General features: G+C 64.9%; 13 protein-coding genes and 1 pseudogene. 8 read left to right on the forward strand and 6 right to left on the reverse strand.

The window, feature by feature from the left end; genetic code table 11:
- The 6 genes and pseudogenes from MA09_RS24800 to MA09_RS05890 form a co-directional block, all read left to right on the forward strand.
- Positions 1-573: pseudogene (locus tag MA09_RS24800) on the forward strand (hypothetical protein); the annotation flags it as partial.
- 66 nt (positions 574-639) lie between these two features.
- Entirely contained in the window at positions 640-1,029 is a 390-nt protein-coding gene (locus MA09_RS05870) for a hypothetical protein (RefSeq protein ID WP_036246211.1), read from the forward strand.
- A 13-nt stretch (positions 1,030-1,042) separates the two neighbouring features.
- Complete coding sequence (locus MA09_RS05875; protein WP_036246213.1) at positions 1,043-1,732, forward strand: C39 family peptidase; 690 nt, start codon at positions 1,043-1,045, stop codon at positions 1,730-1,732.
- Between the two features lie 10 nt (positions 1,733-1,742).
- The gene (locus tag MA09_RS05880) at positions 1,743-2,261 is read left to right on the forward strand and encodes a hypothetical protein (RefSeq protein ID WP_036246215.1); all 519 of its coding nucleotides are present in this window, start codon (positions 1,743-1,745) and stop codon (positions 2,259-2,261) included.
- A 36-nt stretch (positions 2,262-2,297) separates the two neighbouring features.
- Positions 2,298-3,788, forward strand: coding sequence for a hypothetical protein (locus MA09_RS05885; RefSeq protein ID WP_036246342.1), 1,491 nt, complete (start codon positions 2,298-2,300; stop codon positions 3,786-3,788).
- 214 nt (positions 3,789-4,002) lie between these two features.
- Positions 4,003-4,209 carry a cold-shock protein gene (locus MA09_RS05890; RefSeq protein WP_036246217.1) on the forward strand — a complete coding sequence of 69 codons (207 nt, stop codon included), beginning with the start codon at positions 4,003-4,005 and terminating at the stop codon, positions 4,207-4,209.
- Between the two features lie 202 nt (positions 4,210-4,411).
- Here the strand turns inward: MA09_RS05890 and MA09_RS05895 are convergent, their stop codons facing one another.
- The 6 genes from MA09_RS05895 to MA09_RS05920 form a co-directional block, all read right to left on the reverse strand.
- A complete protein-coding gene (locus MA09_RS05895) occupies positions 4,412-4,828 on the reverse strand; it encodes a gamma-butyrobetaine hydroxylase-like domain-containing protein (RefSeq protein WP_036246219.1) in 417 nt (138 codons plus the stop codon).
- Positions 4,829-4,842: 14 nt separating this feature from the next.
- Positions 4,843-5,280 carry an HIT family protein gene (locus tag MA09_RS05900; protein WP_081897442.1) on the reverse strand — a complete coding sequence of 146 codons (438 nt, stop codon included), beginning with the start codon at positions 5,278-5,280 and terminating at the stop codon, positions 4,843-4,845.
- Positions 5,277-9,284: a DUF3683 domain-containing protein gene (locus tag MA09_RS05905; protein ID WP_036246220.1), complete on the reverse strand. Its 4,008-nt coding sequence runs from the start codon at positions 9,282-9,284 to the stop codon at positions 5,277-5,279. Before MA09_RS05905 ends, MA09_RS05900 begins: the two co-directional genes overlap by 4 nt.
- A gap of 231 nt (positions 9,285-9,515) precedes the next feature.
- Positions 9,516-9,836, reverse strand: coding sequence for a hypothetical protein (locus MA09_RS05910; protein ID WP_036246222.1), 321 nt, complete (start codon positions 9,834-9,836; stop codon positions 9,516-9,518).
- 46 nt (positions 9,837-9,882) lie between these two features.
- Positions 9,883-10,527, reverse strand: coding sequence for a transglutaminase family protein (locus tag MA09_RS05915; protein WP_200883036.1), 645 nt, complete (start codon positions 10,525-10,527; stop codon positions 9,883-9,885).
- Between the two features lie 27 nt (positions 10,528-10,554).
- Entirely contained in the window at positions 10,555-11,058 is a 504-nt protein-coding gene (locus tag MA09_RS05920) for a YqaA family protein (RefSeq protein ID WP_036246223.1), read from the reverse strand.
- A 227-nt stretch (positions 11,059-11,285) separates the two neighbouring features.
- On the opposite strand from MA09_RS05920, the gene ilvA reads away from it, so the two are divergent.
- Both ilvA and queF read left to right on the forward strand, forming a co-directional pair.
- Entirely contained in the window at positions 11,286-12,824 is a 1,539-nt protein-coding gene (gene ilvA / locus MA09_RS05925; protein WP_036246224.1) for a threonine ammonia-lyase, biosynthetic, read from the forward strand.
- A 213-nt stretch (positions 12,825-13,037) separates the two neighbouring features.
- Positions 13,038-13,871, forward strand: a complete 834-nt coding sequence (queF, locus tag MA09_RS05930; RefSeq protein ID WP_036246225.1) for an NADPH-dependent 7-cyano-7-deazaguanine reductase QueF — start codon at positions 13,038-13,040, stop codon at positions 13,869-13,871.
- Positions 13,872-14,074: the final 203 nt, after the last annotated feature.

Raw genomic sequence — 14,074 nt, forward strand, 5'->3', positions numbered from 1 at the left:
GCTGGCGCAGCCGGCACCTCGACCGGCGGCGCAGGCGCCTCGGGCACCTCGACCGGCGGCGCCGGCGCAGCAGGCGGCGCAGGCGGCATGGGCGGCGCAGGCGGCTCGGGCGGCGACGGCGGTTCGGGCGCAGCGGGCGGCTCGGGTGCAGCAGGCGGCGCAGGCGGCTCGGGCGCAGCCAGCGGCGCGGCGTCGAACACCAGCGGCAACGGTGCAGCAGGCGGCACCGCCACCAACGGTGATTCGGCCAGCGGCAGCGGCACCTCGGGCGCCGGCACCGGCGGCAACGGCGGCGCAGGCGGCATGGGCGGCACCTCGACCGGCGGCGAAGGCGGCATGGGCGGCGCCAACACTGCTGGCGACGCAATGGCCGGCAACGGCGGCAACGGCACCGGCGGCAACGGCGGCACCCAGTCGGTGACCACCGGCGCCTTCGACATGTCGAACACCATGTCGAACATCGCCCAGTCGGCAGCCGGCGTCTCGGTGATCAGCCAGAACAACGGCTTCTCGTCGCTGATCCAGCAGAGCGTCAACGTTCAGTCGAACATGAACGTGGGCAGCGGCCAGTAAGACCTGCAAGGACCGCCGCGTGGCAGTTGCCGCGCGGCGGTTTTTCCGACTTAAGGGGAAAATGCTATGAAACCTGTGAACCGATTCGTGCTGGCGGCGCTTGTCGCGCTCCCGCTGGCGGTCCAGGCCGCCGAACCGGAAAAGCTGCCGATCAAGCTCGACTTCCTGTCCGAGGTGAACGTGGCGGCTGCCACACGCAGCGAAGCCGGCGCCTGGAGCGAAGCCGTTACAAGCGAACGCCTGGGACGCACCTCCGGCAAGGACGACACCGTGCACACCGAAGCGGTGCTGGGCGGTACGGTGGGCAACAACACCGCGATCAACACGGTCAGCGGCAACAACATCATCGACAGCGGTTCGTTCGCGAACGCGCAAGGCCTGCCGATGGTGATCCAGAACAGCGGTTCGAACGTGCTGATCCAGAGCGCCACCGTCATCAACCTGCGCTTGCAATAGGCATGAAATTATTATGAAAATGGTCGTCGCCATCTCTGCCGCCGTGGGCGGCATGTTGCTGGCACCCGGGTGCCCGGCATCGAGCATCGAGCTGGCCGTCGGGCAGCGCGCCACGGTGCCGGTCACCTCCCTCAAGGACATCAAGTTTCGCAAGACCACCCGCCAGCAGTTCGACTTCAGCTGCGGCTCGGCCGCCCTGGCCACGCTGCTGACCTACCACTACGACACCCCGGTGAGCGAGAAGGAAGTCTTCGAGAAGATGTTCCTGACCGGCGACCAGGCCAAGATCCGCCAGCAGGGCTTTTCCATGCTCGACATGAAGCGCTACCTGGCCACCCGCGGCTTTGTCGGCGACGGGTTCCAGCAGCCGCTCGACAAGCTGCTCGAGGCCAAGCTGCCGGCGATCGTCCTGATCAGCGACCGCGGCTACAACCACTTCGTGGTGATCAAGGGCGCCGAGGATGGCCGCATCCTGCTGGGCGACCCGTCCAGCGGAGCCCGCTCGGTGACGCGCGAACGCTTCATGGAACTGTGGGCCAACAGGCTGCTGTTCGTCGTGCACAGGTACCCGAGCACGATCGCCAAGGCAGATTTCAACGGCGCCGACGACTGGCGCAGCGCCCCGCGTGCGCCGCTCGGCACCGGCATCAACCAGGAACAGTACAGCCAGAGCCTGCCGAAGTTCGGCCCCGGCGATTTTTGAAAGGAATGCCATGGACTGGCTCACACACCCATGCCGCGCCCTCGTTGCCGCGCTGCTGGCCGGAGCCTGCGGTGCAGCGCTCGCCCAAGGGAAGGTGGCGACCATTGCTGCAGAAGAATGGGCGCCGGTCGATGAACAGACGCTCGACGCCAACCGCGGCGGCTTCGAGACGCCGGGCGGCCTCAACATCTCGCTCGGGATCGAGCGGGTGGTGTCCGTCAACGGCGAGATCCTGTCGCGCACCAACGTCGCCATTCCCGACGTGGCTTCGATGAATGCCGAGCAGCTGATGCAGGCGCGCGACGCCCTCGGCACGGCCCGCCTGATCCAGATCGGCGGCAACAACTTCGCGCCCAACGATCTCGCCCTGGGCAGCGGCGCCACCCTGGTCCAGAACAGCCTGGACCACCAGGCGATCATGGCCCAGACCACCATTACGTCGACGGTCAACAGCATGGCGCTCATCAAAGACCTCAATTTTCACTCAACAATTCGTGATGCAATCGTGCGCTCGGCAGGAAGCCTGTAGCATTGCAATATTATTAATTTGCCGATGGAGAAACGCATGCCCACTCACGTCGCGCGCCTAGGCGCCGCGAGCCTGGCGGCGATGCTGCTGTCCCCTGTGGCCCAGGCCCAGGGAAGCCCAAGCGCCGAACCCGACAAGGCAGCCGAACTGGCCACGCTGAAGGCCGAGCTGGCCGCCCAGCGCCAACTGGTCGACCGTCTGATGCGCGAACTGCAGGCGCAGCGCGCCAAGATCGAACGCATCGAGGAAACGCGCGACGACGCGCGGCCGGTGCTGGCCGAGAACCTGGCACTGCCTCCGCGTGTCGACGACCTGCTGCTGTCCGAACAGCGCGGCACCGGCGGCCAGAACGGCGGTGGACAAAGCAACGCCGCCCAGAACACCCAGCAGGCCCCGGTACAGAACAGCGCGCCACGGACCGCGCAGAACAACAACGCGCCGAACAACGGCCGGCCGCCTTCGACCCCAGGGCCGATTATCCCTGGCCCTGCGCCGGCCCAGCCGGCTGCCCGGCCGCCGGCCCAGGCGAACACGGCCAGCCGTATCCAGAACAACCAGAAGGACGAGCGCCCGCCCGAAGTGGCGCCGCTGTTCGAGGCCCCGGGCGTGCTGACGCCGCGCGGCAAGTACATCCTCGAGCCCGCCCTGCAGTTCGGCTACTCGTCGAGCAACCGGGTGGCCCTGGTCGGCTATACAGTGATCCCGGCTTTGCTGATCGGCCTGGTCGACGTGCGCGAGGTCAAGCGCAACACCTTCACCGGCTCGCTCACCGGCCGCACCGGCCTGAACAACCGGATGGAAGTCGAGGTCAAGGTGCCCTACGTGTACCGCTCGGATTCCACCGTCAGCCGCGAGATCTTCACCGGCACCGCGGTCGAGCGCGTATTCGACACCAGCGGCAAGGACCTGGGCGACGTCGAAATCGCCGGCCGCTACCAGCTGAACAACGGCGGCCCGGACAAGGCCTACTGGATCGGCGGCATGCGCTACAAGTCGACCACCGGCAAGGACTCGTTCGAAGTCGTCACCGACTGCCAGACCCGCTGCATCGGCGAGAACGTGACCGGCACCGGCCTGCCGCTGTCGCTGCCGACCGGCTCCGGCTTCCATTCGCTGCAGGGAAGCCTGACCTGGCTGTTCCCGTCCGACCCGGCGGTCTTCTTCGGCAACCTGAGCTACCTGCACAACTTCAAGCGCAGCAACGTGCAACGCCTGGTGCGCAACGGTATCCGCGAACCGCTGGGCGAGCTGGAACCGGGCGCGATCATCGGTTTCAATTTCGGCATGGGCCTGGCGCTGAACGACAAGGCTTCGCTCAGCCTCGGCTACGACCACAGCACGGTGGCGCGCATGAAGCAGAACGGCAGGACGGTGCCGGGTTCGGTACGGACCCAGCTCGGCACCCTGCTGCTCGGCTATTCCTACCGCTTCAACGAGAAGCGCTCGCTGTCGGTGGCGGTGGGCGCCGGCGTGACGCGCGATACGCCGGACGTGTCGCTGACGATACGGATGCCGCTCAGTTTCTGATAGGTTTCTGCTAGGTTTTTGTTAGCTATTGGGCCGCCGCCGGAGACCGGCGGCCACAATGTAAGAAGGTGACAGCGCACGATTGAAAAAGTTGCTTCACTTTTAAAAATTTGTCTCTATAATCATTTTTGCAATGTTGAGCACGCCGCTGGATCCAAGACCTCCTGACGTCCGACAAAGCAATAACATAGATAACTTCATTGAGGGAATTACCATGGCGACTGGCACTGTAAAGTGGTTTAACGATGCAAAAGGTTTCGGCTTCATCACCCCGGACGGCGGTGGCGAAGACATCTTTGCACACTTTTCGGCTATCAACACCCAAGGCTTCAAGTCGCTGGCGGAAAACCAGCGTGTGACGTTCGACATCACTGCCGGCCCGAAGGGCAAGCAGGCTGCGAACATCCAGCCGCAGGCGTAATTCGCCGCTGCCCCGGTCTTCGTCCGGGGGCGCAGGCGAAAAACAAAAGAGCACGTCATCGACGTGCTCTTTTGTTTTCGCGGGTGGGATTTGTAGGGTGGGCGGCTTTGCCGCCCACGCGGTCAACTAACGCTAGATCTGCCCGTGCGGCTGTTCACCCACTACCTATCACCGCGTGGGCAGGAAACCTGCCCACCCTACCTCAATGGTGGTGCCCGCAGCCCGATTTTGGCGCTGCCCCCGGCAGCTCCGTCCCCGGCTCGCGGCCGCTGTCGCCTTCGAAGCCTGCCGCATGCAGGCGGTCGAGGTATTGCTGCCACAGCGTGGCCTGCTCGCTGCCCAGCTTGTAGAGGTAGTCCCAGGTGAAGATGCCGCTGCCGTGGCCGTCGTCGAACAGCGGCTTGATCGCGTAGTTCCCGACCGGCTCCACGCCGGTGATGCCGACCTCGCGCTTGCCGAGTTGCAAGACTTCCTGGCCCGGGCCGTGGCCCTTCACCTCGGCCGAAGGCGAGTACACGCGCATCAGCTCGAAAGGAATGGAAAAGCTGCTGCCGTCGTCGAAGGCGATTTCCAGCACGCGCGATTTCTGGCGCACGGCAATGTCAGTAGGGTTGGGCATGGAATCTCCTCCTCTTATTCGTTGAAGCGTTTTGCGATCGCGGCGGCGAGGTCGGGCAGCAGCGCGCGGCGCGCGGCCAGGACGGATTCCTCGGTCTGGCGCGCGGCCTGGGCCCACACCGGCGCCGGGAAGTGCGCATCGTCCGCATAGCGCGGAATGATATGCCAGTGCAGGTGCGGCACCACGTTGCCGAGGCTGGCCACATTGACCTTCAGCGGCTGCATGACCTCGCGCACCGCTTCCTCGACCCGGAACACGGCGTCGTTGAGCAGCAGGCGGTCTTCCTGCGCCAGGTCGCTCATCTCGCGCACGTGGGCGCGGAGAATCACGCGGCAGAAGCCGGGATAGGCTGCGTCATCGACCAGGATGACCGAGAATTTTTCATTCTGCCAGACGACGGGGACCGCGAGATCGCACAGTTCGCAACCTGGCTGGCGCTGCACTTCCTTCATACCAGCACCCTTTCGATGCCGCCGTTGTTGGCGCGGGCCACGTAGTCGGGCATCCAGTTCTCGCCCAGCAGGTGGCGCGCCATCTCGACCACGATGTAGTCGGCGGTGGTGCCGGAATCATGGTTGTAGCGCGACAGGCCCTGCAGGCAGGACGGGCAGCTGGTGAGGATCTTGACGTCGCCCTTGAAGCCGTCGTCGCGCAGTTTATCGGCGCCCTTCTCCATCTCGCCCTGCTTGCGCGAGCGGACCTGGGTCGCGATGTCCGGACGGCTGATGGCAAACGTCCCCGACTCGCCGCAGCAACGGTCGTTCTTTTCGATCTTCACGTTGTCGACGGTCGAGACCAGCGCGTTCACGGTCTTGAGCGAATCCTGCATCTTCATCGGCGTGTGGCAGGGGTCGTGGTACATGTAGCGGGTACCGGTGACGCCTTCCAGCTTCACCCCCTTCTCCATCAGGTATTCGTGGATGTCGATGAGGCGGCAGCCCGGGAAGATCTTGTCGAACTCGTAGTTCGCCAGCGAGTCGTAGCAGGTGCCGCACGACACCACGACCGTCTTGATGTCCAGGTAGTTCAGCGTGTTGGCCATGCGGTGGAACAGCACGCGGTTGTCCGTCACCATCTTGTCGGCCTTGTCGTACTGGCCGGCGCCGCGCTGGGGGTAGCCGCAGCACAGGTAGCCCGGCGGCAGCACGGTCTGCACACCCACTTCCCACAGCATGGCCTGGGTGGCCAGGCCCACCTGCGAGAACAGGCGCTCCGAGCCGCAGCCCGGGAAGTAGAACACCGCCTCGGTGTCGGCGTTGGTCGCCTTCGGATTGCGGATGATCGGGATGACCTTGTCGTCCTCGATGTCCAGCAGCGCGCGCGCCGTCTTCTTCGGCAGGTTACCCGGCATCTTCTTGTTGATGAAGTGGATCACCTGCTCGCGCACCGGCGCCTTGCCGGTGGTCGGGGGCGGCGCTTCGACCTGCGGCTTGGCGAGGCCACGCAGCAGCTGGTTGCCCATGCGCTGGGCCTTGTAGCCGAGGTCCACCATGGCCTTGCGGGTCAGGTTGATGGTGGTCGGGTCGGTCGCGTTCAGGAAGAACATGGCGGCGCGGTTGGCCGGCTTGAAGCTGCGCTTGTCCATCTTGCGCAGCAGGTTACGCATGTTCATCGAGACGTCGCCGAAGTCGATGTTGACCGGGCATGGCGTCACGCACTTGTGGCACACGGTGCAGTGGTCGGACACGTCCTCGAATTCTTCCCAGTGGCGGATCGAGACGCCGCGGCGGGTCTGCTCTTCGTAGAGGAAGGCTTCGATCAGCGCCGAGGTGGCGAGGATCTTGTCGCGCGGCGAATACAGCAGGTTCGACTGCGGCACGTGGGTGGTGCAGACCGGCTTGCACTTGCCGCAGCGCAGGCAGTCCTTGATGCTGTTGGCGATCTCGCCGATGTCGCTCTGCTGCATGATGAGCGATTCGTGGCCCATCAGGCCGAACGACGGCGTGTAGGCGTTGCGCAGGTCGGCCGACACCGCCGTCGTGTTCAGCAGCTTGCCCTTGTTGAAGCGGCCTTCCGGATCGACGCGTTCCTTGTAGTCGCGGAATTCGCGGATCTCGTCGTCGGTGAGGAACTCGAGCTTGGTGATGCCGATGCCGTGCTCGCCCGAGATCACGCCGTCCAGCGAACGGGCCAGTCGCATGATGCGCTCGACCGCGGCATGCGCATCCTGCAGCATCGCATAGTCGTCCGAATTCACCGGCAGGTTGGTATGGACGTTGCCGTCGCCGGCGTGCATGTGCAGGGCCACGAACACGCGCGAGCGCAGCACGCGCTTGTGGATGGCCGTGCATTCGTCGAGGATGCATTTGTAGGCGGCGCCGTTGAAGATCTGGCGCAGTTGCGCGCGCAGCTCCTGCTTCCAGGAGACGCGGATGGTGTGGTCCTGCACCACGTCGAACAAGGTGGCATCCGGCTGGGTGCCGATGCGGCCGTCCAGCGTGGCCGACAGGTGGTCGAGGCCCAGCTCGTCCAGCTTGCCTTTCACATCGCGCAGGGGCTGGTCGAGGTTGGCGAGGATGAAGCCCCAGCGTGCCTGGACCAGCTCCACCAGCGCCACCGCCTGCTGCGGGCGATCGCCCAGGATCTCGTTGCGGTCGACGGTGTCGCCGGTGGCGTCGTCGCTCTTCTCGATCGGCAGGTGCTCGTTGGCGAGGTACCCGTGCAGCTGGTCTGCAAGCTGCAGCTTGTTCTTGATCGACAGCTCGACGTTGATGCGCTCGATGCCGTCGGTGTACTCGCCCATGCGGTTCAGCGGGATCACCACGTCTTCGTTGATCTTGAAGGCGTTGGTGTGGCGCGCGATCGCGGCGGTGCGGGCGCGGTCGAGCCAGAATTTCTTGCGCGCTTCCGGGCTCACGGCAACGAAGCCTTCGCCGACGCGGGTATTCGCCAGGCGCACCACTTCCGAGGCCGCGATGGCGACTGCGTTCTCGTCGTCGCCGACGATGTCGCCGAACAGCGCCATCTTGGGCAGCACGCCGCGCTTGGATTTGGTCGCATAGCCGACCGCGCGCAGGTAGCGCTCGTCCAGGTGCTCCAGGCCGGCCAGGCGGATGGTCGAGAAGGCCGGGTCGCCGTTCTTCGGCAGGCCGTCGAGGTAATCCTTGATCTCGACGATCGACGGAATCGCGTCGCGCGCCTGGCCGAAGAATTCCAGCGCCACGGTGCGGGTGAACTTCGGCATCTTGTGCAGGATCCAGCGCGCCGAGGTGATCAACCCGTCGGTGCCCTCCTTCTGGATGCCCGGCAGGCCGGCCAGGAATTTATCCGTGACGTCCTTGCCCAGGCCTTCCTTGCGGAAGCGGCGGCCTTCGATGACCAGCGTCTCGGTGCGGAAGGGCGCACCCTTCGCGGCGCCACGCGGGGTCGGGTGCGTCCATTCGAGCTTGAAGGTGGCGACCGGGGCGTCGTGGATCTTCGACAGGTTGTGGTCCATGCGCGTGACTTCGAGCCAGTCGCCGTTCGGGTCGACCATGCGCCAGGAAGCCAGGTTGTCGAGCGCGGTGCCCCACAGGACCGCCTTCTTGCCGCCCGCGTTCATGGCGATGTTCCCGCCGATGCAGGAGGCGTGGGCCGAGGTCGGGTCGACCGCGAACACGAAGCCCGCTTTCTCCGCCGCCTGCGACACGCGCTGGGTGACCACGCCGGCGTAGGTGTGGATGGTCGCGTACTCACGGTCCACGCCCGGCAGGCGGGTCATCTCGACTTCACCAAGGCCGATCAGCTTCTCGGTGTTGATCACGGCCGACATCGGCGTGAGCGGAATCGCACCGCCGGTGTAGCCGGTGCCGCCGCCGCGCGGGATGATGGTCAGGCCCAGTTCGATGCAGCCCTTGACCAGGCCGGCCATCTCCTCTTCGCTGTCGGGCAGCAGGACCAGGAAGGGGTATTCGACGCGCCAGTCGGTGGCGTCGGTGACGTGCGAAGTCCGGTGCATGCCGTCGAAGCGGATGTTGCGCTTGTCGGTGTAGGCACCGAGCACCTGCTTCGCGCGCTTGCGCAGGTCGTAGGTCTCGCGGAACTCGCGCGCGAAATCGTCGACCGCCTTGCGCGCGGCCCCCAGGAGCTGCTCGACGGCGCTGCTGCGCGATGCCGCAGCTTGCGCATCGCCCTCGAGCGCGTCGACGCTCAGGCGGCGCTTGTCGACTTCGCCCAGGCGGTGGTGCAAGGCGTCGATCAGCTTCTGGCGGCGCTTCGGGTTGTCCAGCAGGTCGTCCTGCAGGTAGGGATTGCGGCGCACCACCCAGATATCGCCCAGCACTTCGTACAGCATGCGCGCCGAGCGGCCGGTCTGGCGTGCTCCACGCAGTTCGTCGAGCAGGCGCCACGAGGACTCGCCCAGCAGGCGGATCACGATCTCCCGGTCGGAGAACGAGGTGTAGTTGTAGGGGATCTCGCGTAGGCGTGCAGGAGCATTGTCGGCGAGCAGGGTATGGATGTGTGCGGGCGCGTTCATGAGATGCAGGGCGTCAGTCGGACGGGTCCGAAGGACGTTCATTCTAGCTTATTGCGCTGCACCACGCTGGACGAGGGCTAGAATTAAAGGAAAGGGAACGCAAGAAAATGCCAATAGGTGGCAAAAGATGCAAATTACGTTTGCAAAAAGCTGCCTACGTGCATCATTCGTTTGCATCCCGGGCAAGAAAGGCATATTGCATAAGGATGCAATATGCCGGCGGGATGCCGGTCAGCGTTGCTGTGCCGGTGCCTGTCCGATCAAGCGATCGAGCCGCGCGCTGGCCTGCGGCGTCATCTGGACCGAGCGCAGGCAATCGACGACTTCCGCGCGCACCGGCTGGCGGGTGGTGAGATTGCAGGTATGCGCGAGCTCGACAAGGAAGGCGCGATCCGCTTCGGGCATGGTGGCGAGGCCCGGCCAGACGATACCGAGTTGCTGGTTCGTGTTTTCCGTATGCGAGCTCAGCATATAGCGGGCACCGATGAAACCGAACAGCGCCAGGGCGGCAAGGACGAGGAACAGGGAAAGAAGGCTGGGTGGCTTGTTCATAGCCTCGCATCATACTCGACCCACCGGAAAACGAAGCGCCGGAAGCTCAGGCAGGCTGCCTCTCTTCCGGCCCGGGGGCAAGGTCAGGCAAACCGGCCAGCACCTCCTCGATGCTGGCGCAGCGCTCCAGCACCTCGACGACAAGCGGCAGCGGTTCGGCCAGGATGCCGGGCAGGTCGCGCTCCTGCGGGTCGCTCAGGCTGAAGGCGAGCGCCTCGCGCGGCGGGTCGAAGCGGGCGTCGATGCCCGGCTTGTTGCCCCTCGGGTCGATCCGGTACCAGCCGAAGTCCGTCAGCCAGACCGCGTTCAGCCCATGCAGGCAATACGGCGCTTCCTTGTTGCCGGTCGCCAGGCGCTGATAGCACAGGCCCGCCGGGATGCCGTTGGCCCTGAGCAGGGCCGCCAGCAGGTGGCTCTTGGCATAGCAGAAGCCGGTCCGGTGGCGCAGGACATCGGAAGCGCGGCAAGTCACCGGATTGCGCCGGAAATCCGCGCTGTGCGCGATCTGGTCACGGACGAATTTGAAACATGCGCGCACGACGTCCGCTTGCGAGCTTGCCCCTCCCGCCAGGTGGAAGGCGGTGGCCCGTACGTCCGGATCGCCGGCATCGACATGGATGCTGGCGGCGAGATAAGGCTGCAGGCTGGTGCGGTCCATGTCGTGGTCGGGATGGCAGTGGAAAGCAAGCATTCTACCTGCCGCGACCGTCCCGCTCTTTCAGCCGATCAGCCGCTCGAAGAAGTCCCCCACCGTCTTCCAGAACCCGTCGGGGATGTACAGCAGCACCGCCGTCATGGTTACGTAGCGCAAGAACTTCCCGATCGCCATGTACATCACGCTCGGCCAGAACGGCAGGTGCAGCCAGCCGGCCAGGGTGCACAGCGGGTCGCCCACGCCCGGCATCCAGGACAGCAGCATGGTCTTGGCGCCATACTTCTTGAGCCAGCCGAACCAGCGGCTCTGGCGCTCCTTGGCGAAGGCGATCTTGGCGCGGTAGCCGATGAAGTAATCGACCGCCCCGCCCAACGTATTGCCCAGCGTGCCGACGAAGATGGCCGGCCAGAACATCGCCGGATTCGCCTTGACCACGGCAAAGACGGCCGGCTCGGAGCCGAGCGGCAGCAGCGTGGCCGAGACGAAGCTGATGATGAAGATGGAGGTCAGCCCGACAGTCGGTGCCGCAAGGACGTTCAGCAGCCAGAGGACGGCATTTTCGATCATCGAGTGGTGAATTCTAAAAAACGGGGCCCCAGCAACAGGCTTGAGCGGTTGAGATCATGGTCCATTATAATGAGGATCACTTAACGTAACGACACAATACGCCGCGCCTGCCACCCAGCGCATCGTATCGCCACCAGGCTCCCGGTCATCCTCCGAGCAGAACAGTGTGCGTCGTCCGGACCGCCGGCCCATCCCTGCCGGCATTGCACCAACGCCGATTGCCGACCATGACTACCGACTACCTCAAGAGAATCCTGACCGCCCGCGTCTACGACGTCGCAGAAGAAACCCCGCTCGAATACGCGCCCACCCTGTCGAACCGCTTCGGCAACCGCATCTATTTCAAGCGCGAAGACATGCAGAGCGTGTTCAGCTTCAAGCTGCGCGGCGCCTACAACAAGATGGCGAACCTGACGCCCGAGCAGCTGAAGCGCGGCGTGATCTGCGCCTCGGCCGGCAACCACGCGCAAGGTGTCGCCCTGTCCGCGGCCCGCCTGGGCTGCCGCGCCCTGGTCGTGATGCCCACCACCACCCCGCAGGTGAAGGTCGACGCGGTCAAGGCGCGCGGCGGCGCCAACGTGGAGGTGGTGCTGCACGGCGACTCCTATACCGACGCCTACAACCACGCCCTGCTACTGGAGAAGGAGCAGCGCCTGACCTTCGTCCACCCCTTCGACGACCCCGACGTCATCGCCGGCCAGGGCACCATCGGCATGGAGATCCTGCGCCAGCACTCTGCCCCGATCCATGCGATCTTCGTGGCCATCGGCGGCGGCGGCCTGGTCGCCGGCGTGGGCGCCTACGTGAAAGCGGTGCGGCCGGACATCAAGGTGATCGGCGTGCAGACCATCGACTCGGATGCGATGGCCAGGAGTCTGAAGGCCGGCCACCGCGTGACGCTGACGGACGTCGGCCTGTTCTCGGACGGCACCGCGGTGCGCCTGGTGGGCGAAGAGACCTTCCGCGTGGCGCAGCAGGTGGTGGACGAAGTGATCATCGTCGACACCGACGCGATCTGCGCCGCGATCCAGGACGTGTTCCAGGACACCCGCAGCATCCTCGAGCCGGCCGGCGCGCTGGCGGTGGCCGGCGCCAAGGCCTACGTGGAACGCTCGCAGATGGCGCGCAACCCGGTCAAGGGCGAGACCCTGGTGGCGGTGGCCTGCGGCGCCAACATGAACTTCGACCGCCTGCGCTTCGTTGCCGAGCGCGCGGAGCTGGGCGAATCGCGCGAAGCCGTGTTCGCGGTGACCATCCCCGAGCAGCGCGGCAGTTTCCGCCGCTTCTGCGCGCTGGTCGGCCCGCGCAACGTCACCGAATTCAACTACCGCATGGGCGATTCGCGCGAGGCGCACATCTTCGTCGGCGTGCAGGTGGGCAGCCGCAGCGAGTCCGGCCTGCTGGCGCGCACCTTCGAGGAACACGACTTCCGCACCCTCGACCTGACCCACGACGAACTGGCCAAGCTGCACATCCGCCACCTGGTGGGCGGAAAAAGCGCGCAGGCGCAGGACGAATTGCTGTATCGTTTCGAGTTTCCCGAACGGCCGGGGGCCTTGATGCGCTTCCTCGACAGCATGGCGCCGAACTGGAACATCTCGCTGTTCCACTACCGGAACCAGGGCGGCGACGTAGGGCGCATCCTTGTCGGACTGCAGGTGCCGGCCGCGGAGATGGATGAATTCAGGCAGTTCCTGGCGACCCTGGGGTACCGGTATTGGGATGAGAGTGCGAATCCGGTGTACAAGCTTTTTTTGGGCGCCTAGAAACAACCTGAACTGGCCTGCGCCCTCGGCACGTCGTACGCGCCACTGGCGCCTACGACCTCCGGCGAAGGCCGGAGCCCAATTTCTCGTACCGCAGTGTTATCAACGCTTTAGGTACGCAACTTTTCGTTGACCGCGTGGGCGTTTGTAATTCCGGCCATTGGCCGAAATTACCCCGCCCACCCTACGAACGTCAAAAGCGTTCAGTTTCCTATGAATACTCCTGATCAATCGCCACTTGGCAAATCCTCCGCGTACCAGAGCCAGTACGCCCCCGAGCTCCTGTTCCCGATCCCGCGCCTGCAAAAGCGCGAAGAGATCGGCCTGGGCGCGGGCAAGACCCTGCCCTTCTTCGGCGTCGACATCTGGAACGCCTACGAATTGTCGTGGCTGAACATGCGCGGCAAGCCGCAGGTGGCGATCGCCACCATCACGGCGCCCGCCGATTCGCCCAACATCGTCGAATCGAAGTCGTTCAAGCTCTACCTGAACTCCTTCAACCAGACTCGCATCGCCGGTACCGATGCCCTGGTCGAACTGCTGCGCCAGGATCTGTCCGCCGCCTTTGGCGCGCCGGTGCACGTGACGGTCACGACGCCGGACGCTTTCGGCAGCCTCACGATGGGCGAGCTGGAAGGCACCCTGCTCGACCGCCTCGACGTGGAGATCGACCAGTACGTCCCCTCGCCCGAACTCCTGAGCGCCAACATGGATGAAGCGCCGGTCGAGGAAACCCTGGTGTCGCACCTGCTGAAGTCGAACTGCCTGGTCACCGGCCAGCCGGATTGGGGCACCGTGCAGATCCGCTATGTCGGCCCGCAGATCGATCAGGAAGGCCTGCTCAAGTACCTGATCGGCTTCCGCGAGCACAACGAGTTCCATGAGCAATGCGTCGAGCGCATCTTCATGGACGTGCTGCGCCAGTGCAAGCCGACCAAGCTGGCGGTCTATGCCCGCTACACCCGCCGTGGCGGCCTCGACATCAACCCCTGGCGCGCCAATTTCAGCACCAGCAAGCCAGGCAACCTGCGTACGGCACGTCAATAAGCGCTCATTAACCTAGAATCGTGCACGAATGCAAGGAAGCTGTGCGTTTTCAGCCACACTTGGCGCAAGTTTTTGATGCAAAAACGGCAGCCGAACGCCTTGCTCAAAAAACGGGCACAATGCATGGAAAAGATGGTGCGAATGCCCTCGCACCTCCATTTGCGGCGTTTTCCAGGCGATTTCGCTTAGGAAATTGCGTTTAA

This window comes from Massilia sp. BSC265 (assembly GCF_000740675.1).
Lineage (GTDB): Bacteria > Pseudomonadota > Gammaproteobacteria > Burkholderiales > Burkholderiaceae_D > Telluria.

Bases quoted from the DNA above. Each gene is read 5' to 3' on its own strand.
- MA09_RS05870 (WP_036246211.1), top strand. From the start codon at position 640: ATGAAACCTGTGAACCGATTCGTGCTGGCGGCGCTTGTCGCGCTCCCG.
- MA09_RS05875 (WP_036246213.1), top strand. From the start codon at position 1,043: ATGAAAATGGTCGTCGCCATCTCTGCCGCCGTGGGCGGCATGTTGCTG.
- MA09_RS05880 (WP_036246215.1), top strand. From the start codon at position 1,743: ATGGACTGGCTCACACACCCATGCCGCGCCCTCGTTGCCGCGCTGCTG.
- MA09_RS05885 (WP_036246342.1), top strand. From the start codon at position 2,298: ATGCCCACTCACGTCGCGCGCCTAGGCGCCGCGAGCCTGGCGGCGATG.
- MA09_RS05890 (WP_036246217.1), top strand. From the start codon at position 4,003: ATGGCGACTGGCACTGTAAAGTGGTTTAACGATGCAAAAGGTTTCGGC.
- MA09_RS05895 (WP_036246219.1), bottom strand. From the start codon at position 4,828: ATGCCCAACCCTACTGACATTGCCGTGCGCCAGAAATCGCGCGTGCTG.
- MA09_RS05900 (WP_081897442.1), bottom strand. From the start codon at position 5,280: ATGAAGGAAGTGCAGCGCCAGCCAGGTTGCGAACTGTGCGATCTCGCG.
- MA09_RS05905 (WP_036246220.1), bottom strand. From the start codon at position 9,284: ATGAACGCGCCCGCACACATCCATACCCTGCTCGCCGACAATGCTCCT.
- MA09_RS05910 (WP_036246222.1), bottom strand. From the start codon at position 9,836: ATGAACAAGCCACCCAGCCTTCTTTCCCTGTTCCTCGTCCTTGCCGCC.
- MA09_RS05915 (WP_200883036.1), bottom strand. From the start codon at position 10,527: ATGCTTGCTTTCCACTGCCATCCCGACCACGACATGGACCGCACCAGC.
- MA09_RS05920 (WP_036246223.1), bottom strand. From the start codon at position 11,058: ATGATCGAAAATGCCGTCCTCTGGCTGCTGAACGTCCTTGCGGCACCG.
- ilvA (WP_036246224.1), top strand. From the start codon at position 11,286: ATGACTACCGACTACCTCAAGAGAATCCTGACCGCCCGCGTCTACGAC.
- queF (WP_036246225.1), top strand. From the start codon at position 13,038: ATGAATACTCCTGATCAATCGCCACTTGGCAAATCCTCCGCGTACCAG.